Genomic DNA, 18,773 nt, shown 5'->3' with positions numbered 1-18,773 from the left:
CACCGTGGCGCCTCTGCCTGAGGCAACCGTAGGCGTTAACCCCACTGACGCGCCCACCGTAGCGCCCCTGCCGGAAGCAACCGTTGGAGTGAATCCCACTGACGCACCGACGGTTCCCGCTCTGCCGGAAGCAACCGTTGGCGTGAATCCCACTGATGCGCCCACCGTGGCACCTCTGCCCGAGGCAACCGTGGGCGTAAACCCGACCGACGCACCCACCGTCCCGGCACTGCCGGAAGCACCGGTTGCCGATAAGACCCCCAACGCTGACAAGCTGGAGGACGCAACCGTGACGCATCCCAAGAGTAAGCCAGCTCAGAGCAAGCCCTCTCAGGAGGCTCCGGTGACCGCCGCCCGCTCGGCTAAGGACACTCTGGCTAAGGACACTGGGGCAAAGGACAGCCTCGCTAAGGAGAGCAGCCCCAAGAAGGCTACCCTGGCGAACACCGGTGCATCCAGCGTTGGCGTGATTGTTGGCATTGGCGTTGCCGCGATCGGTGCGGGTCTTGGTCTGAGCGTTCTGCGCTCGCGCCGCCGCTCCTAAGAGCTGCTGGGCATACAGCCTAGCTCTCCCGTGCGGAATAAACCGCGCATAGCAAAGAGCCGCCGGCTCCCCTCAGTCTGGGGAACCGGCGGCTCTTCACGTATCAGCTCATTCAATCAGCTGGCGCAAGTGTTCGTGTTACTTCGAAGCCTTAACCTCGATGCCGCTCACGTCAATCTGCTCCAGCGGAATCAGGCGGTCACGAGTGACCACGCGGTGCACCAGCCAGACCGCGATAATCACGGGCAGACCAATGTAGGAGCTGAGCACGCCAGCCCAGTCGCCGCTCAGGAACGCTTCGTAGTTCTGGCCGCCAATAACGACCAGGCACATGAGGAAGGCGATAATCGGGCCTGCGGGGAAGAACGGCGCCACGTAGGGCAGGTCCTTCAGGCTGTTGCCTTGCTTCAGGTACGCGCGGCGGAAACGGTAGTGAGCCACGGCGATACCCACCCAGGTGATGAAGCCAGCCAGACCGGACACGTTCACCAGCCACAGGTACGCCCCATCCGGCGAGAGTAGTGCGGCGATGAAGCCGACCGCGCCAATAGCTGCGGTTGCCAGCAGCGCGTTCATGGGCACGCCGCCGGAGTTGATGTGGGTAAACATCTTCGGTGCCTTACCCTCCTGGGCGAGTGCGAAGAGCATACGAGCCGAAACGTACAGGCCCGAGTTACCTGCAGAGAGCACTGCGGAGAGGATCACGGCGTTCATGATGGCTGCCGCGAAGGCAATACCTGCACGCTCGAAGATGAGGGTGAACGGGGAGATGTTGATGTTGCCGTCCGCTGCGGTGAGCAGGTTCGGGTCGGAGTAAGGAATCAGGAAGCCGATGACGACCATCGCACCGATGTAGAAGAGCATGATGCGCCAGAACACGCTGGTCAGTGCGCGGGGCACGTCGCGGCGGGGGTTCTCAGATTCGCCGGCAGCCACACCGATCATTTCGGTGCCCTGGAAGGAGAAGCCTGCCACCATGAAGATGGCGAGTACGGCGGGTGCGCCGCCGACGAAGGGTGCCTCACCGACGGTCCAGTTGGAGACGCCCGGGGAGCTACCGCCCAGGATGCCGAAAATCATGGCGATACCTGCGATGAGGAAGACGACCACGGTGACGACCTTGATGGTGGCGAGCCAGAATTCGCTTTCACCGTAGGAGCGTGCCGAGAGGGCGTTGATGCCGGTCAGCAGCACGAGGAATCCTGCCGCCCACACCCAGGATGGGATGTCCGGGAACCAGTACCTCATCACCTCGCCGACGGCGACGAGTTCGGCGGCGACGGTAATCGCCCAGTTGAACCAGTAGTTCCAACCCATGGCGAAGCCGAAGGACGGGGACACGTAGCGTGCCGCGTAGGTCTGGAATGCGCCGGGGACGGGCAGGTGCGCAGCCATCTCGCCGAGGGACTGCATGAGGAAGAGCACCATGATGCCGATGAGGGCGTAGGCGAGGATTGCGCCGCCGGGGCCTGCGGTGGAGATGGTCTTACCGGAGGCGACGAAGAGGCCGGTGCCGATTGCGCCGCCGATTGCGATCATCTGCATGTGGCGGGCGGAGAGGCCTCGCTTCAGTTCACCCTCTGCGGGGGTGGCTTCCGATGCAGCGCCGGAAGTCTCTGTAGGCTGTGCCATGTCAGGTCTTCTTTCTGAGGCTATTGCTTCGTGCGTTTGCTAGCGGTCTAGTCTGGTGTCCAGTCTAGTCCTGCTGCGGGTGGTGCCGCCGAAGGTTTGTGCCTGGGTCAAGAAATTCTTTAATCTTAAGGATTTCTTACGTACCGTAAGTTTTCCTAATCTGAGGGTCAATCCTACTCGCTTTTGAGGCTCTTTTCCACCCAAAACCACAAAAACACAGAAAAACCCTCCCGTACCGCTCATGTATAAGCAGTACGGGAGGGCTCCACATCAGGCTAATTCACCCAATCTATTCAGCTCACCCGGCTTTAGTCAGCCAGGTTGTGGAACGAAACGTTCGTGGGGTGCTCCACGGTACGAGAAACGGTGCAGTCCTTCTGCTCGCTGAGCTGAATCAGACGGTCCACCATCTTCTGCGCCTTGGCGCCCTGCTCATCCTCGGGGAATCGCACATCAAAGTCCACCTCAACGTCGTCGAGGCGCACCGCGCCGTCTTCGGTCTGCTTCAGCGCCGAGGCGAGAACCTCGAACACCTCGGGGGTGGAGCGGCGGGAGGTGCCCGCGTCCACGTCCACGGAGGAGCAGCCGGCAATCGCGGCGAGCAGCAGCTCGACCGGGGTCAGCAGGCCCTCGCCCACACCGAAGTCGAGGGTTGCGCCGTTAGCACCGTAGGCACGGTAGCGCAGGCGGTCGATGCGCTCGATCTTGGTCTGGCGGTAGTTGTCGAGTTCGCGGCGTTCCTGCTGGCGCGAGTACACCTTCTTCTGCTCTTCTGCGGTGTTCTGGGAGGCGTTCTGATCAGCCATTGAGGTTCCTTTCAGGGGTACCCTTTCGGGTGGCTCTTTGTTTAGTGTCACTCACTATAAGCGTGTTTCTCATATTTTATTCCCGGACTCTTTTTCTCGTCGGTCAACCGCTTGCTCCTATACACTGGAAAACCGCGGCGGAGCTTCGAAGTCCCTCACGCACACAGTAGATTTTTTGAAGAGCACAACATACACAAGGAACTCTTTTATGGCACAGACCCCCGGCGCTGAGCGTCCCGACACTGGGCGTACGAGCACGCAGAGTGATTTCCGCTTGGCTGTTGCCGATTCTTCCGTGGTGATGCTCGGTATTGCTGTGCTGGGTTTGGGTTTGGGTATTATCCTCAACGCGCACGGCCTGCCGATCTGGACTGCGCCGCTGCTATCTGCCCTAGTTTTTGCCGGTTCGGTGGAGTTTTTGATGGTGGGTATGGTCAGCGGTGGCGCGCCCCTAGCGTCGGTTGCGTTGACGGTGTTCCTGGTGAATGCGCGCCATCTGGTGTACGGTCTTTCATACCCGTTGCACAATGTGAAGGGTTTCTGGGCTAAGGCTCTGACGATTCACACTCTTTGCGATGAGGCGTTTGCTCTTAACTCCGGTCCCGATCGTAATGAGCGTTCGGGGGTGCGCATTCTGTGGGTGAACGCGCTGATTTACGTGTCGTGGGTTCTGAGCGTAGTCCTCGGGTATGTGCTGGGCGCAAGCTTCCTCAGCAGCCTGAAGGGCGTGGACTTCGTGATGGTAGCCATCTTCACGGTTCTTGCGATGGACGGCTACCGCGCCAACCCGGATCGTGTGGCAGTACTATTTATGGCAATTTCTGCCACGGTAGCCCTAATTTTTGCGCCGTCCTCTTTCCTGGTGGTGGCGTTGGGTTCGTATGTGGTGCTACTGTTGGTGCGCTTCCCGGTAGCGAAGCGCCGCGGCACCCTGCCGCATCGTACTGTGTATGAGGTAGCGGCTGAGGCTGAAAGCGCCGCTATCGCTGATGCGCCCGCTTCCACACAGCGGTAAGGACGTTACATCAGCGTTCGAAACCGGTTAGGATAGATGAGTGGAGCTTCGCTCTCCCCTCTTTCTATTTCTAGGATTACTAAGATGCCTCCCGTGCGGACCCGCACGGAGGCTCCCAGAGGTGAAGGTAGACCATGACTCAGATGAAAGACACCGCTAAGGAAACTAGCGACGCAGAACGCTGTGCCGCCCCGGAGTAACACCGCACCGGGAGCGGCATCACCCGAGGTCACGCACGAGAACTACTGGCGCGCGCAACTACCCGCCCAGAACTATCTGCACAGAACTATCCACGCAGAAAACTCGTGTAGGAGGAACGACCCTCCGCCTCACTATTCGCGGCTTTCATCAACTCACGTACCTACCGCACCACTTAGTACCCCTCTTCGGATGGGCTCTCCCCTACCCTTTTCGCGGGCGCTTTCATGGCTTGCCCCACACCGCCTCCGGGTTTTTTATGTGGTGCAGAAAGAGAAAATCTTCATGAACAGTGAAGTGACCACCGGCTATATTCTTGCCGCAATTCTTGTGGCTGCAGGTATTACGTTCCTGCTTCGTTTGCTTCCCTTCGGCCTGAAGAAGGCTCTGGCTGGCTCCGAACTTTTGGATGCGCTCAGCCATTGGATTCCGCTCGGCGCAGTCGCACTGCTTGCCATCTATGCGGTGGCGAAGATTAATTATTCTTCATTCGCTACAGCGGCACCGTACCTGGCGGGTCTGGTGGTGACCGTGGGGGCGCACCTGTGGCGTAAGAATATGGTGCTGAGCATGGTGGCGGGTACCGTCACCTGCGTTGTGCTGGCTAACTGGGTTTTCTAGGGGGTCATGATGAGCATTTCTAAGAACTCTGTTTCTTCCCCTGCTGTTTCTTCTCAGCCCGCACCTCAGCAGGCGAGCCAACCCGCGCCCCATCAGGCTTCTCCCGAGCAGGTGGAGCAGGTCATTGCTTCTGCGCTTCCGCTAACCGGCATGATTCCCGTGGTGGAGGCTCCCGCCTCCCCCGATGCACAGGGGCCTCAGCAGCCGCGCGAGAGCGGCTTCGCCGAGGCGATGCGTGTTGCCGGCGTGATTATGCTGGGCCTGTTCTTTGTCGGCATTGGCCTGGGCGTGCTGGTGCACAGTTACGGCCTGCCGTTCTGGGTGGCTCCCCTGCTGCCGATGCTGGTTTTTGCCGGTTCGGTCGAGTTTGTGCTGATTGATATGGTGTCGAATCATGCGTCGCTGTTCTCTATCGCCGTGATGACTCTGCTCATTAATTCGCGCCACCTCATGTACGGTCTGTCGTACCCGATTGAGCGGGTGCGTGGTTGGTTGGCGAAGTTCTACACCGTGTACACCCTCATTGATGAGGCGTACGCGCTGAACACCGGACCGGACCGCCATAAGCTTCGTGCCTCCCGCATCCTGTGGATTCACGCGGGCCTGCACCTGAGCGTTCTAGCGAGCGCTACGCTCGGTTATGTACTGGGTGCAAGCTTCTTGAGTGAGCTCAAGGGCGTCGATTTTGTGATGACGGCACTCTTTGCGGTGCTCGCTATCGATGCGTATCGCAGTTCTAAGGACCGCACGACTGCTGCTATTGCGGGTGTGTCTGCGGCGGTTGGCTTGGTGTTGGCGCCGCAGTCGATGCTGCTGATTTCGATGGTGGTGTACATTCTGCTGCTGGTGTCGCGTTTTGTGGTGGCTAAGCGCCGCGGCACCCTGCCGGAGCATATGCTGGTCGCGGATGAGGAGCCCGCCGAAGCCGACGCTCCCGGCAATCCCGGCGCCTCTGCACACTAAGTCTGGATATAGTAAAGCGCCCCGCCCACCCGAAATACCGGGTGGGCGGGGCGTTATGCTGTCGCCAGCCGCATGTGTGGGTGAACCCCAGATCATGCACTGTAGACGTTCAGTATCTGCTGTGCTGTGTACCGCCAGGTGTCCCTGACGGAAGTACTATGCGGGTGCCGGCACCTTGTCCGGCTCCCGTACTAAGCTTACTTGATAGCCGCCAGGGCTGCTTCGTAGTTGGGCTCGTTGGTGGTTTCGGGAACCAGCTCGGTGTAGACAACCTCACCGGCGGGGTTCACGACAACCACGGAGCGTGCCAGCAGACCAGCCAGGGGGCCATCCACGAGCTTCACGCCGAAGTCCTCACCGAAGGAGGAACGGAAAGCGGAGGAGGTCACAACGTTCTCAATGCCCTCGGCTGCGCAGAAGCGGCCGATTGCGAAGGGCAGGTCGTTGGAGACGCACAGCACGACGGTGTTCTCCAGGCCTGCAGCCTGCTTGTTGAAGGTGCGGACGCTGTTTGCGCAGACACCGGTGTCGACGGAGGGGAAGATGTTCAGCACCAGGTTCTTACCTGCGAAATCTGCGGAGGAAATCTCGGAGAGATCAGCCGCGAGAACCGAGAATTCGGGCAGCTTTGCGCCGACTGCGGGCAGGTCACCGTTGGTGTGGATTACGAGTTCGTTATGTAGAGTTACTTCAGCCATGCTTTCATTGTCCCTTGGATGCGGCGGGTGTGCAAGGGGACACAGGCACTAGCGGGCGGAGTTTCCGCATAGCTGATTTTCTGCGGTGCCGCTTCGCCTTAGCGGCACCTCTACAATGGGCAGGTGAGCATATTGAGGCACGTATCTTCCCGCCTTGCGCCGCTGGCGCACCCCGTGACGAATTTCAGGGCACTCCGTCAGGACCTGCGCCGTCAGCGGGTGGAGGGCCGTGCCCTCATTGATCCGCAGAATACGTACCGTCCGAGTGTGCGCGCTGAGCTGCGCCGCATGTTCACGCGCCCGCTCCCGGTGGAAACGCAGACCCTTGTGTGTAACGCTCTGCTGGCGGCAATCTGCTGGTACCTACTCCCGGACGTCTGGCGTTCGTGGCTGTTTAGCGAGTTTAAGGGCCCGGCCGGTTTTGCGCTGGTGATGGTCGGCTGGATGGTTGCGGACGTCACCTCAACGAACCTGATGGGCCACGATGAGGAGCATGCGCTGCGTGCGTTGCGCAGTAGCGACCCGCACGCCCTGCACCTGTTCGTGCGCACGAAGGCTATTGCAATCGGTCTGATCACGGGTGTTTCTGGCACCCTGCTGGCGCTGGTTCTGCACAGTCAGGACAAGAACCTGACCCCCACGCTCATGATGTCCCTGTCGTTCTTTGTGGTGCCGGCTATTGTGGTGTCCCTGGGCTCGATTCTGGGCGTGATTTATCCGTACCGTCTGCGCGGCTGGCAGTTCCGCTGGGCGCACCGCAAGAACCTGCGGATGAGTGCCCGCTGGGTTCTGCTCTGTTTCGGCCCGGGCTGGGTGCTGGGTACGGTGCTGATGTCGCTGATGTTCCCGTCGATTTTCTTATCGGATGCGCTCGCGCGCCTTCTCAACCCCGGCGTGGATCCGCGCGATGTTGCGTTCCGGCCGCTACTGTTTTCGCTGATTTTGTGGGCTCAGGGGGCGATTAGTCTGTGGGTTTTTCCGCGGATTACGGCGCGTATTGCGACCGCGAGGCGCGCCTGGCTGGTGCATTATCTGACGGACGATAAGGTCTGCTAGCCGGTTTTTGGTGCTGGGTGTTTGGGCCGGGGGTTTGGGCCGGGCAGCTACTCGCCCATGTCACGGTAACGAACGGTGCTGGTAACGAACGGCACTGGTAACGAACGGCATTGACCGCGCGCACCACGTGCCCGTCTCTTTTTCCCTATACTGGACGAGTTCACTATTCACTTCTTGACCAGCACCGATGCGCGCTGCCGCGCATCTTCAGGAGTATCCATGTCTTCTAATCGCCGCCGTTTCACCGGCCGTACCGCTTTGGCTCTACCCGCGTTGGGCGCCGCTCTAGCTCTTGTTGTCACTTCCTGCTCGGCAAGCACTGATTCTGCTGTTTCGGGTACCGTAGTGTCTTCTTCTGGCAGCGCTTCTGCCTCCGCGAGCGCGACCTCCACTCAGGCACTGTTCCCGACCCCGTCGGCGAGCCCGAGTGCATCCGCGAGCGCTACCCCGAGTGCTTCATCGCCTGCTCCAGTGCCGTCGGTGGTGACGATTACGGTTCATGCTGAGCCGACGGCATCCGAGTCGAAGTCGGATTCCAAGTCTGAAGCTAAGTCTGAGTCGAAGAAGGACTCCACCTGCGCGTCTGATTCTGCATCGACCGTGGTGTCTAAGGCTCTGCGCGAGCTGAAGAATAAGAGCAAGTGGGATCAGTGGACGAACGTTTCGCGCACGTACGAGGGTTACGACCCCTGTGCTGAGCTGTCGTGGATTGACGCGATTCCGGGTTCTTCCCCGTCTGATTGCTGCATCTCCTCGATGGCGCACCACATTCTGCTGTTCCACCGCGGCAAGTTCATTGGTACCGCAACCTATGAGCCGTACTCGTTCTCTCCGGTGATTACTCGCACCTCGGACAGCTCGATTAGCGTGACCTACCGTTACATGAAGGAAGACGAGAAGGTACACAACGCGAGCGGTCGCACGACTGCTGAGTTCAGCTGGAGCTCTTCGCAGAACAAGGTTGTGATGACCGGTGAGGTTCCGCCGAGCGAATAGCCGGTTCACCTTATAGGCTACGTGTTTGAAGCCCAGGAGGTTGGGCATACGAGAAACCCGCCGTCTCGCATATGGTGTATATGTGAGACGGCGGGTTTTCCGTTGCTTAAGGATATGTAGAGTGCCCGAGGGCTAGCTATTTAGGCAACGAACTTCTTGTAACCGAAGTATGCGGCGCCTGCCAGGATAGCGATGCACAGAATCTTCTTCACGGTATAACTCCTTTGATTGTTCCGGTAGGCACCCGGTGTTTTACTCCGTCTGGCGACTCACCTAAAGGTGAGGGCAGGCGGGGCGTCATCCGCACGTGGTGCCGTTGCTCCCTATCTTACCTGCTTTTGAACAATGTTTTCTGTTTGACGTGCCTAGTCCGCATTTTAGACAGTCAAACACGCAGCGGTTCAGCGCATCGTTGAGGCGGAGAATATGCCTCTGACGGGCGCATAATGGGAGCATGAGTATTTTTAAGAAGAAAGAGTACAGCGCTGAGCGCTCGGCTACTCGCATGGCTCGTGCCCTCGCTGTGATGGGTGCGCTGCACTTCATCATCCCGGATCCCTTCGACTCGATTGTGCCGAAGTATCTGCCGGGTCCTGCCCACGCGTACACTCACGGTTCGGGTGTAGCTGAGCTGGGCACCGCCGCCCTGCTGGCTAATGATAAGACCCGCCGCGCCGGTGGCCTGCTGGCAGCTCTGCTGTTTGTTGCGGTGTTCCCCGCGAACATTCAGATGGCTCTGGATGCGCGTAACCAGTCCACTCAGCGTAAGGCTATTGCGTACGGTCGCCTGCCCCTGCAGCTGCCGCTGATTTGTAGCGCTCTGAAGATTTGGCGTAAGTCGAAGTAGTCGCTTCGTTCATTAGGAACGGCACCTCAGTGTTTTACACGTAAAACATTGAGGTGCCGTTTACCTTAACATACCCGTTATTAAGCTTTCCGTAACCAGCATTGCCTACACTAGAACTAACACACCACCTGTCACAGCGGCAGGTGTACAACCTTTGGAGAGAACAATGGGCACTATTATTGGCACCATTATTACCGGCGCAATTATTGGCGCGATCGCACGTTTCTTCATGCGAGGTCGTCAGAACATTTCGATTCTTTGGACCATTATCTGCGGTGCTGTCGGCGCGGCTATCGGTACCTGGGCAGCGACCCAGCTGGGTGTAGCGGACACCAGCGGCATTGATTGGATCCGCTGGATTATTTCAATTTTCGCAGCAATGCTGACTATTTCCGTCTACCTGGGCCTTACCGGCAGGAAGTAGCAATCCGACCCATTGAGGGCTCACGGAGTCCCTCATATGCAAAGGCGGCACCTCCCCTAGCGTGAGCTAGTGCGGGAGGTGCCGCCTTTTCTGCGCCTTGCAGGAGGCGTTTTATATCTTCTTGGCTTATATCGCCTTGGGTTATGCCTTCTTCACGACGGAGGACTTCAGGTACATCTGGCCTGCGCCGGGGACCTTCGCCTCAATGTCGTGGCCGTTGACGGGGGATTCGAGCAGGCGGATGCCGCGCACCTTGGTGCCTGCCTTGATGTCTGCGCCGCCCTTGACCTTCAGACCCTTGACGATGGTAACGGAGTCGCCGTCGACGAGCTCGTTACCGACGGAGTCGAGAACCTTGGTGCCTGCTTCTTCTTCGGTTTCGCCTGCTGCGGTGCGTTCCCATTCGTGGCCGCACATGGGGCATGCCCAGAGTTCGCCCATTTCGTAGGTGTAGTTTTCGTTGCATTCGGGGCAGGCGGGTGCTTCGATTTCGTTGAGGTTTTCGCTCATGGTTCCTTCTTCTGTCTGTGCGGATGGGCCGCTCCCCTGTTTCCGCGGTGTTACTGCGGTGGTGCTGCGGCGTGTGGGCGCGCGTCAGCGAGGGCGGGGTGCGACGGTGGAGGGTGCGAGGATTCTCGCGTTCGTGCTGACTATACCATTTGGCGGGTGTGAACCGCATGTGTGGGGCTGGTTTTTGCCGGTCTTTTGGGGTGGGTTCGGGGCGTGGGTGAAGCCGAAAATAAAATTTGCCTGGTTTGTGCGTAATATTTACGAAAATTCGGGTTTTTGCTCATTACGCAGAAGATAAGGCGTGTAAAGTATCTAGAGCATTTGTACGTTTTGAGTAGTGAAAGGCACGGCTTCATGAAGCTTTCTGCACGTAACCAGTTCGCTGGCAAGGTTGTTGAGATCACCGAGGGTGCAACCAACGGCATCGTTAAGATTGAGATCGCTCCGGAGGTTGTTATCTCCGCTTCCATCACCAATGAGTCCATTAAGGAGCTGGGCCTGAAGGTTGGCGAGACTGCATACGCAGTGATTAAGGCGTCCAACGTGATGGTTGGTGCTGACCACTAATCCCGGTCGATAAGACTTATACCCGGGCGGCTGCCTCTTGTGGCGCGCGAGGGTTAATAGAGCGGAGCCCCGCACTGTGCATTCACAGTGCGGGGCTCCGCTTTTATGTTTGTATCGCTTAGACGTTGAAGCGGAACTCCACCACGTCATCATGATTTATATAGTCTTTTAGGACTGCCCTAAGACCTCTACCCTATATAGCGCCTCAAGACTATCTCTATAGTCAACGATTTCTCGCAACTTATCCGTCAACCGAGATGGTATATGATGGGGAGCCACAAGCCTCATAAAAAGGATAATCTGACGGATATGCTTTTCAAAATCGTGACGACCCAGGATGGGCATTAATTCAAAATTACCAAAAAGCATTTGATCGCTCGAATGTGAATCTTGATTTATATAAACATAAGAAATAAATGATTTCAAGAATTCATATTCTGCACTCTGGTTATCATAAAAACAGGCAACCCGGTCCAACGCACTTCTACCTGAAATTTTAGATTCCCCCAATTCAAACCTCAAAAATGCTTCCCATACGCGCCTAACTTCATTAGGAGAGAGCAATTCTATATCTCCCCCATTTCTAACAGCAATGTCAAACATCTTCTTTAGAATGTTTCGATATTCATCAATATTACCAAAATTCACCTCCCTGATACATTCACCTTGAGACTCTATAATTTCACAACATTTCACAACAGAACCATTTATCCTATATATAATAGACTTTGAAATCTCGAGGGCTGCAGCGGGATCATGCGTCATAATAACTATTTTTGCTTTAGAACTATTTCCAGCCACAATCTCGGAAACATAATCTAAAATTTGAATAACACCATACTTATTGTCATAGTCAAAACTAGACAGTGGATCATCTAGAATAATAATCTGATTTTTATGTGCAATATTCAATGTTCTCTCCCCGTCCGATATATCAACAAAGAAATAGCACAACGCCAAAATATTCTGCTCCCCAAGAGATAGCCGATTAGGCAAAACTTCTCGACCCCTCTTCTTCACCCTATATCCATATTCACCATCAGCTTCTATCTGCAATACATCTTCACCAAAAATTACACGTAACCACTGATTCATATTTTTAACAACCAGAGCAGTGGAGTCCTCATGTCTCTTCCTTTCCAATCGCTTTTCCATATTCTTTAAGGTTTCGCTCTTAGAAAGGCGTAGTTCTTTTTCTTGCCTCATTCTATCTACACCAGGTATAAATACACGTGACTTAGATAAATCAGTATATAAAGAGTAGTCCTTAACACGTAAAACTCGCATGATACTCTTAACATAATTTCGACGAAGAGAAAATAACCTTATATCACCAGCAACGCGCTCGTGTGAATCACCCTGCCCATTAACTTTCTTACTAGCCGCAAAGCATATTTCATTGTAAATATCCTCTATCTCATTCTCTAGATTTACAAGGTCCCCCTCAGATAAAATCAATTCAGAATCATCAACATATTTACTTCGATTCCCACCTTGACTAAACTCCAAAGAGAGCCACCTGTTAAAATAGACATCATCAATATCAGAACTTCTAAATGCCTTCTCCAAGAGAGTTTCCCCCAAATGCATGTATCCACTTTCCTCAGAGCTACCAATATCCAACTCATTCTCAAGACATGCATCCACAAACATTTTACATAAATGTGATAGAAATCCATCCCAGGATGCAAAATCATATTTAGACCAAACCTGATTTACTGCCCCTCTAGCTGTCTGTGATATATTTTTCTCAATTTCTGATATTTCTTTTTTAAGAACGTCTATTTCGTTAATTATTGTTGCATTTTCCCCTAGTAAGATAACTGGCTCAAGGTGGCTTGAATCATATATACGAAAGTTCTCAATGACATACATCTCATTAAAAACATGCACATTTGAACAATTTCTCCCAAGTGATTTTCCGTCTACATCAAAAAACTCCGTACCCCGAGTTTCTAAACTCATAGACCGCGCAATTGTTGATTTTCCCGAGCCGTTTTTACCCAAAACAATAGCACATCGAGCATCAGGAAGAGCCTGACCATTTTTACTCTCTCGAGTAAAAAATGGATATTCTTTTACACCATCATATCCTGTGTCAATCTTTATTGATGATACTTTTGTTGCATCAACCATGTGTTCCTCCTAGAACCAATAGATTTCCTACATTGAATAGATATAATAAAATCCCCTTGAGCATCAGTTCATCAAAGATACAACTGTCTCAAGGGGATCTTATAACTTCACTGTTACTCAGATATTAATTTATTTAATTATTCCAAGCTTAGACGTTGAAGCGGAACTCGACCACGTCGCCGTCCTGCATGATGTAGTCCTTGCCCTCCATACGAACCTTACCGCGGGCCTTCGCCTCCGCCATGGAGCCAGCCTCATCCAGATCCTTGAAAGACACAACCTCAGCCTTAATGAAGCCGCGCTCAAAATCAGAGTGAATCACGCCAGCAGCCTGCGGCGCAGTATCACCCTTATAAATCGTCCAGGCGCGAGCCTCCTTCGGGCCAGCAGTCAGATAAGTCTGCAGGCCCAGGGTCGAGAAGCCCACACGAGCCAGCTGGTCCAGGCCGGACTCATCCTGACCGTTCATCTCCAGCATCTCGCGAGCCTCCTCCTCAGACAGCTCCACCAGATCAGCCTCCAGCTTCGCGTCCAAGAACACAGCCTCAGCCGGCGCCACCATGTCACGCAGCTCCTGCTGCTTCTCCTCAGATGCCAGAATGCCCTCATCCGCGTTGAACACGTAAATGAACGGCTTAGCAGTCAGCAGGTTCAGCTCCTTCAAATGGGTCAGCTCCAGCTTCGCGTCCTTCGCACGAGAAATGATGGTGTCACCATCCTCCAGGATCTTCTGCGCAGCCTTGTAGGTCTCCAGCTGAGCGGCGTCACCCTTCTTAATCTTCACAGCCTTCTCCAGACGCGGAATAGCGTTCTCCAGAGTCTGCAGGTCAGCCAGAATCAGCTCAGTGTTAATGGTCTCCATATCGGAGGCGGGGTCAACCTTGCCGTCCACGTGAATGACGTCCGGGTCATCAAACGCACGCACCACCTGGGCGATAGCGTGCGCCTCACGAATGTTCGCGAGGAACTTGTTACCCAGGCCCTCACCCTCAGAAGCGCCCTTCACAATACCCGCAATATCAACGAACGAAACAGTCGCAGGCAGAATACGCTCCGAACCAAAAATCTCAGCCAGACGGTTCAGACGCGCATCCGGCAGGTTCACCACGCCCACGTTCGGGTCAATGGTCGCGAACGGGTAGTTAGCTGCCAGCACAGTGTTGCCGGTCAGCGCGTTGAACAGGGTGGACTTGCCCACGTTAGGCAGGCCAACAATGCCGATAGTTAGAGCCACAAGTTTTCCTTCGATTCATGTACCCCGCCAAACACTCAGGATGCGCCGCGTACGTGATGCGGCGGGTGCGGGCGGGCACAGGGCGAAAATGGTGCCCGCTTCCAAGCGCGACACCGCCAGTCTCAAGAAGAAACGGGTGCGGGGCGCCTGCGGGCATAGACACTACCATTCTACCGTGTTCGCGCAGGAGCCGCCCGTGTTGATGAGAGCAGCGGGCTAGAGCCAGCCGTTCTCCGTGGCGATACGCACCGCATCCTGACGAGTCGACGCACCCGTCTTCGCCATCGCCGCCGACAAATAATTACGCACCGTACCCGCCGACAAAAACAACGCCGACGCAATCTGCTGAGCCGTACCACCCGACGCCGCCTCACGCAGCACCTGCGCCTCACGCTCCGTCAACGGAGAAGCACCCGTCACCAAAGAATCCGCCGCCAACGACGGATCCACCACACGCAACCCCGCATGCACACGACGAATCGCCTCCGCCAACTGGCGAGCACCCGTATCCTTCACCACAAAACCACTCGCACCAGCCTCCAACGCACGGCGCACATAACCCGGGCGGCCAAACGTCGTCACAATCAGCGTACGCACCGGCTCACCCGACTCACTCAAAGCACCCGCATCACGCAGCGCCGCAGCCGCCTCAATACCATCAGCCAGCAAAGTACCGGGCATCTGCACATCCAGCAGCACCACGTCCGGCTTCAACAGGGCGACAGCACCCAACACCTCATCACCACTACCGACCTGACCCACAATCTGCAGGTCAACCTCCAGGCCCAGCAGGGCGGCAAGAGCCTCACGGATGAGCTGCTGATCGTCAGCGAGCAGAACACGAATCATGGAAGCCTCCCAGGGGTGAATACGGGGTGATAACGGCGGGCGGAACAACCGCGTGAGGTTGTCTACCACCACCATACAGGGGCGGGTAGCTCCCCCGTCCAGGGCGCGGCGCCAAGTTCCACAATCTGCAGAACCTACCTACAGCAGTGAGGTGTCACCGTCCATGCTCACACGGATGCGCGTACCCACCCCACCGCCAGGGTTCTCCGCCAGCCACTGCTCGGGCGCCGCCTCAATCACCACGCTACCGCCGGACGCCGCCACACGCTGAGCCATACCCGTCAGACCGTTACCGCGCGCATCGCCCACACCCACGCCGTTATCGAGGATGTCCAGACCGGTTGCGCTCAGACGCACCCGCGCCGCGTTCGCACCCGAATGGCGCACCATGTTCGTAACCGCCTCACGCAGAACCCAGGAGAACAGCTTCGCGTTCACACCAGCCACCGCGAGCGCGCTCTGAGCCTCCGGCAGCTCGGCGCGAATACCAGCGGTCTGCAGGGCGCGGCCCGCACCCTCAATCTCACCCGAGAAGTCGGGCACTCGCAGGCGGGTGACGGTCGAGCGGACCTCCGCCAGGGACGCGCGGGACAGCTGCGCGATCGCCTCCATCTCGGCACCGGCGCGGGCGGGGTCAATCTCCAGCAGACGCTGCGCCAGCTCAGCCTTGAGGGTGATGACGGTCAGGGAGTGGCCCAGCACGTCGTGCACGTCGCGGGCAATCTCCTCACGCTCCTCGGAGAGCGCCAGGGAGGCACGCGCCACGTCCGCGCGTTCGCCCAGCTCAATCAGGTAGGAGAAGCCCAGCATGCCCACCATCGGTGCACCAATAAAGAGGGCCATACCACCGCGCGCGGTGACATCAAAGCCGATGCTCGCCATAAAAATTAGCCAGCAGGCCAGGGCAATCGTCGCCGCTACACCCAAGCGCAGGCGGTACGGGGCGATTGTGCCAAAAATCCAGAACGCCACAAAGTACATGCTGAACGACAAGAACACCATATACGCCGATTCCAACCGCAGCGCCGTCAGGCCAACCACAGGCAGTGCCATCAGCACCGTCCAGATGACGCTTCGACGCACCGTGGAGGTGACCGGCACCAGCCACGGCACCGCGTACGCCGAGCAGTTCACCACCGCAAACAGCACCACCAGTGCCACACCGGTCCAGCGCACCGGCGCCAGCTCCGGGGTGGTGAGGAAGCTGTCCAGCGGCATGAGCAGAAACACCAGCCACGGGGCGCTAAAGCCCAGCGCCAGCCAGTTCACGTTGCCGCTGCGTTCCCGGTGGAGGAAGCGGAAGCGGTGCTTGCCCAGGGTGCGCTTCGCGGCGGAGGGTGCCGCCTCGTTCTCCGTGTGGGGGTGTTCGTTCTCGTAGGAATGGGTGTGGGTTTCGGTCATGGTTCTAGCCTAACGTGCGGGTGCCGCGGGTGCAGATACCACCGGTGCGGCATTGTTAGTAGCAGCGGTGTCAGTAGGGGCTGTGTTAGTAGGAGCAGCGTGAGTGGATACGGCTTCCGCCGCAGCCTCGGAAGCCCCTGATACTACGGAACCCTTGAGACTGCGGCGGGAAGAAGCATTTAGCGGCGGGTTGCGCGGCGCATCAGCAGGGCAGAAACACCCAGGAAGATAGCCGCCCACACGACCAGGCTCACCACGGCGTACCAGAGCGGCTCGGTCACGAGCCAGTCCGCACCACCCGAGATAATGGTCTGACCTGCGCTGAAGGGGTAGCGGGCAATCTCAGCGGCACCGTACAGCGGGGTGAAGCGGGCGTACTTCAGCAGGTCGGTGCTCAGCGGGGAGAACACGGTACCGAAGAAGCTCATAATCACCAGCAGACCGTTCGCAATGGACACGGCGTTCTCGTTACGAATCAGCAGGCCCATCATGATGCCGTAGAAGGCGAACACCAGACCGCACAGCACCGTCAGCGCGCCAGCGGCAAGCTGCTGGTTCACCGGGATCTCAACGCCGGTAAACATGCCCACAATGTTCACCGCAATCACCGGCACCGCAGAAATCACCAGGGCGGTCAGCGACTTCGCGCCCAGGTACTTGCCGGTGGTCAGCGGGGTCAGCGCCAGCTGGCGGTTCCAGCCGCTGGAAAGCTCAGCGACGGTGCTGCCGCTAATCGCCACAGTGTTCTGAACCGCACCGTAGAGCGCCATGCCAATCATGACGTACGCCGCTACGTTGCCGTCACCCATCGGCTGGGAGGAGTAATCCTGCATCGCGCCGAAGAGCAGGAAGAAGACGATGGGCAGTGCCACGCCGAAGAAGAAACGGTCGGTCGAGAGGATAGAAGCGCGGATGTCGTAGAGTGCGTAGCGGAGCATGATGTTTTCCTTGAGGTGTGTAGCGGCGGCGTAACGTTTAGATGGTGTGGTTTTTAGGCAGTCTGAATGTTTAGGCGTCGGATGCCTTGGAGGCGGCGGCCTGCTCGGTCAGCAGGGTGAAGGACTCGTCCAGGGAGGGCTTGATAACCTCCAGGTCGCTGATGCTGTAGTTGTTCAGCAGAGTGCGCAGTACCTGCTCAATCTCCAGCACGGAGATGCGGTGGCGGTACCCGCCGGACTCTTCGGTCACCTCGACCGGCACATCCAGGTCGGTGATGGGTGCGGGTGCGAGGAAGGAAAGGTGGCGGTGGCCGGTCAGGGCACGAATCTCGTCGGAGGAGCCGTCAGCGATGATGGAGCCGGATTCCATGAGCACGATGCGCTGGGCGAAGTTCTGTGCTTCTTCCAGGTAGTGCGTCGCAAAAAGAATGGTCGTTCCACGTTCTGCGATGGCTTCCATACGTTCCCAGAAGGTGCGGCGCGCATTCACGTCCATACCGGCGGTCGGCTCGTCCAGGATCAGCAGTTCCGGCGAGTGCATGGTCGCCAGGGCGTAACGCAGACGCTGCTGCTGACCACCCGAGCACTTGCCGACCTTACGCTTAGCAATATCGGTCAGGTCGGCGCCGGCGAGTACCTCATCCACGTCAATGGGCTTGGGGTACAGCGCCGCAATCATCTCGACCGTGGCGCGGATCGTCAGGTCCTTGAGCAGGCCGCCGGTCTGCTGAACCGCACCGAGCAGACCGGCACGTGCCGCCTCGGAAGCGTTGCGACCGAAGACGCTCAACTCTCCGCCGCTGGGCTGGGTCAGGCCAAGAATCATGTCGATGAGGGTGGTCTTACCTGCGCCGTTGGGGCCGAGCAGGGCGATGATTTCGCCGCGCTTGACGGTCAGGTCAATCGAGTCGACGGCGACCACGGTGCCTGCCGCGCGGGTGGAGAAAACCTGGCGGAGGGAGCGGGCAGAAATAACGGTTTCTGCGGTGTTGTGCTTGCTGTTCTGAAGTGCTGCGGTGTTCATGTTTCTATTACACCTCCGGTTTTCGCGCCGCTGCGGTACAGAGTGTCATGACCTGCACATGACAAATGTCATGAGTTGAGGATATGCGAGCGTCGCGGCCGGTTACGCAAAGCGGGGGCTCCGTCCTCAAGGCGCCTGTATCAATCGTTGTTGGGGCGCCGCAGAGAGGGCACACCCCCAGCAGCGGAGGCGGTCGCGTGAAGCGGGGGCTCCGTCCTCAAGGCGCCCCAGCGCCGCAGAGGGGGCACTCCCCCGCGAGCGGAAACCGGCGCGTACCGCCATCCCTACCCATGCATCCTCAAGCACGAAAAACC

General features: G+C 57.4%; 19 protein-coding genes. 9 read left to right on the top strand and 10 right to left on the bottom strand.

The window, feature by feature from the left end; all coding sequences use genetic code 11:
* On the top strand, positions 1–544 hold a 544-nt coding region (locus tag HMPREF2605_RS02855), incomplete at its 5' end, for an LPXTG cell wall anchor domain-containing protein (RefSeq protein ID WP_141762267.1).
* 138 nt (positions 545–682) lie between these two features.
* Here HMPREF2605_RS02855 and HMPREF2605_RS02850 read toward each other — a convergent pair.
* Both HMPREF2605_RS02850 and HMPREF2605_RS02845 read right to left on the bottom strand, forming a co-directional pair.
* Positions 683–2,176 carry an amino acid permease gene (locus tag HMPREF2605_RS02850; RefSeq protein ID WP_049354198.1) on the bottom strand — a complete coding sequence of 498 codons (1,494 nt, stop codon included), beginning with the start codon at positions 2,174–2,176 and terminating at the stop codon, positions 683–685.
* Positions 2,177–2,484: 308 nt separating this feature from the next.
* Positions 2,485–2,982, bottom strand: a complete 498-nt coding sequence (locus tag HMPREF2605_RS02845) for an OsmC family protein (protein WP_210400854.1) — start codon at positions 2,980–2,982, stop codon at positions 2,485–2,487.
* A gap of 208 nt (positions 2,983–3,190) precedes the next feature.
* Here HMPREF2605_RS02845 and HMPREF2605_RS02840 point away from each other — a divergent pair, with 208 nt between their 5' ends.
* The 3 genes from HMPREF2605_RS02840 (at position 3,191) to HMPREF2605_RS02830 (ending at position 5,779) form a co-directional block, all read left to right on the top strand.
* The gene (locus HMPREF2605_RS02840) at positions 3,191–3,997 is read left to right on the top strand and encodes an AzlC family ABC transporter permease (RefSeq protein ID WP_070846851.1); all 807 of its coding nucleotides are present in this window, start codon (positions 3,191–3,193) and stop codon (positions 3,995–3,997) included.
* A gap of 483 nt (positions 3,998–4,480) precedes the next feature.
* Entirely contained in the window at positions 4,481–4,816 is a 336-nt protein-coding gene (locus HMPREF2605_RS02835; protein ID WP_044142340.1) for a branched-chain amino acid transporter permease, read from the top strand.
* 9 nt (positions 4,817–4,825) lie between these two features.
* Positions 4,826–5,779 carry an AzlC family ABC transporter permease gene (locus tag HMPREF2605_RS02830; RefSeq protein WP_070846850.1) on the top strand — a complete coding sequence of 318 codons (954 nt, stop codon included), beginning with the start codon at positions 4,826–4,828 and terminating at the stop codon, positions 5,777–5,779.
* A 197-nt stretch (positions 5,780–5,976) separates the two neighbouring features.
* On the opposite strand, the gene tpx is transcribed toward HMPREF2605_RS02830, so the two are convergent.
* Positions 5,977–6,477, bottom strand: a complete 501-nt coding sequence (gene tpx, locus HMPREF2605_RS02825) for a thiol peroxidase (RefSeq protein WP_005505164.1) — start codon at positions 6,475–6,477, stop codon at positions 5,977–5,979.
* 132 nt (positions 6,478–6,609) lie between these two features.
* On the opposite strand from tpx, the gene HMPREF2605_RS02820 reads away from it, so the two are divergent.
* The 4 genes from HMPREF2605_RS02820 to HMPREF2605_RS02805 all read left to right on the top strand — a co-directional run bounded on the left by HMPREF2605_RS02820 (position 6,610) and on the right by HMPREF2605_RS02805 (position 9,800).
* The gene (locus HMPREF2605_RS02820; RefSeq protein WP_141762264.1) at positions 6,610–7,533 is read left to right on the top strand and encodes a hypothetical protein; all 924 of its coding nucleotides are present in this window, start codon (positions 6,610–6,612) and stop codon (positions 7,531–7,533) included.
* Between the two features lie 219 nt (positions 7,534–7,752).
* Positions 7,753–8,529 carry an LppP/LprE family lipoprotein gene (locus tag HMPREF2605_RS02815; protein ID WP_070846848.1) on the top strand — a complete coding sequence of 259 codons (777 nt, stop codon included), beginning with the start codon at positions 7,753–7,755 and terminating at the stop codon, positions 8,527–8,529.
* A 454-nt stretch (positions 8,530–8,983) separates the two neighbouring features.
* A complete protein-coding gene (locus tag HMPREF2605_RS02810; RefSeq protein WP_005508469.1) occupies positions 8,984–9,376 on the top strand; it encodes a DoxX family protein in 393 nt (130 codons plus the stop codon).
* A gap of 166 nt (positions 9,377–9,542) precedes the next feature.
* Positions 9,543–9,800: a GlsB/YeaQ/YmgE family stress response membrane protein gene (locus HMPREF2605_RS02805; RefSeq protein ID WP_005505157.1), complete on the top strand. Its 258-nt coding sequence runs from the start codon at positions 9,543–9,545 to the stop codon at positions 9,798–9,800.
* 141 nt (positions 9,801–9,941) lie between these two features.
* Here the strand turns inward: HMPREF2605_RS02805 and HMPREF2605_RS02800 are convergent, their stop codons facing one another.
* Positions 9,942–10,310, bottom strand: a complete 369-nt coding sequence (locus tag HMPREF2605_RS02800) for a zinc ribbon domain-containing protein YjdM (protein ID WP_070690950.1) — start codon at positions 10,308–10,310, stop codon at positions 9,942–9,944.
* A gap of 354 nt (positions 10,311–10,664) precedes the next feature.
* Between HMPREF2605_RS02800 and HMPREF2605_RS02795 the strand changes: the two genes are divergently transcribed.
* Complete coding sequence (locus HMPREF2605_RS02795; RefSeq protein WP_005505155.1) at positions 10,665–10,877, top strand: TOBE domain-containing protein; 213 nt, start codon at positions 10,665–10,667, stop codon at positions 10,875–10,877.
* 168 nt (positions 10,878–11,045) lie between these two features.
* On the opposite strand, the gene HMPREF2605_RS02790 is transcribed toward HMPREF2605_RS02795, so the two are convergent.
* From HMPREF2605_RS02790 to HMPREF2605_RS02765, 6 genes are all read right to left on the bottom strand, one after another.
* Positions 11,046–13,013 carry an AAA family ATPase gene (locus tag HMPREF2605_RS02790; RefSeq protein WP_083324839.1) on the bottom strand — a complete coding sequence of 656 codons (1,968 nt, stop codon included), beginning with the start codon at positions 13,011–13,013 and terminating at the stop codon, positions 11,046–11,048.
* Positions 13,014–13,161: 148 nt separating this feature from the next.
* Positions 13,162–14,247: a redox-regulated ATPase YchF gene (gene ychF / locus HMPREF2605_RS02785; RefSeq protein WP_070593684.1), complete on the bottom strand. Its 1,086-nt coding sequence runs from the start codon at positions 14,245–14,247 to the stop codon at positions 13,162–13,164.
* 216 nt (positions 14,248–14,463) lie between these two features.
* The gene (locus tag HMPREF2605_RS02780) at positions 14,464–15,096 is read right to left on the bottom strand and encodes a response regulator transcription factor (RefSeq protein ID WP_005505116.1); all 633 of its coding nucleotides are present in this window, start codon (positions 15,094–15,096) and stop codon (positions 14,464–14,466) included.
* Positions 15,097–15,234: 138 nt separating this feature from the next.
* Positions 15,235–16,497 (bottom strand): sensor histidine kinase, encoded by a 1,263-nt coding sequence (locus HMPREF2605_RS02775; RefSeq protein ID WP_070846846.1) that lies wholly within the window; start codon positions 16,495–16,497, stop codon positions 15,235–15,237.
* A 179-nt stretch (positions 16,498–16,676) separates the two neighbouring features.
* Positions 16,677–17,435 carry an ABC transporter permease gene (locus HMPREF2605_RS02770; protein WP_070846845.1) on the bottom strand — a complete coding sequence of 253 codons (759 nt, stop codon included), beginning with the start codon at positions 17,433–17,435 and terminating at the stop codon, positions 16,677–16,679.
* A gap of 70 nt (positions 17,436–17,505) precedes the next feature.
* Positions 17,506–18,459 carry an ABC transporter ATP-binding protein gene (locus HMPREF2605_RS02765; protein WP_070846844.1) on the bottom strand — a complete coding sequence of 318 codons (954 nt, stop codon included), beginning with the start codon at positions 18,457–18,459 and terminating at the stop codon, positions 17,506–17,508.
* Positions 18,460–18,773 lie beyond the last annotated feature (314 nt).

The sequence above is a fragment of the Rothia sp. HMSC065C03 genome, from assembly GCF_001837295.1.
Classification (GTDB): Bacteria; Actinomycetota; Actinomycetes; order Actinomycetales; family Micrococcaceae; genus Rothia.
Note: the sequence above shows the minus strand (reverse complement) of the source record. Positions and strands in the feature narration are given on the sequence as shown.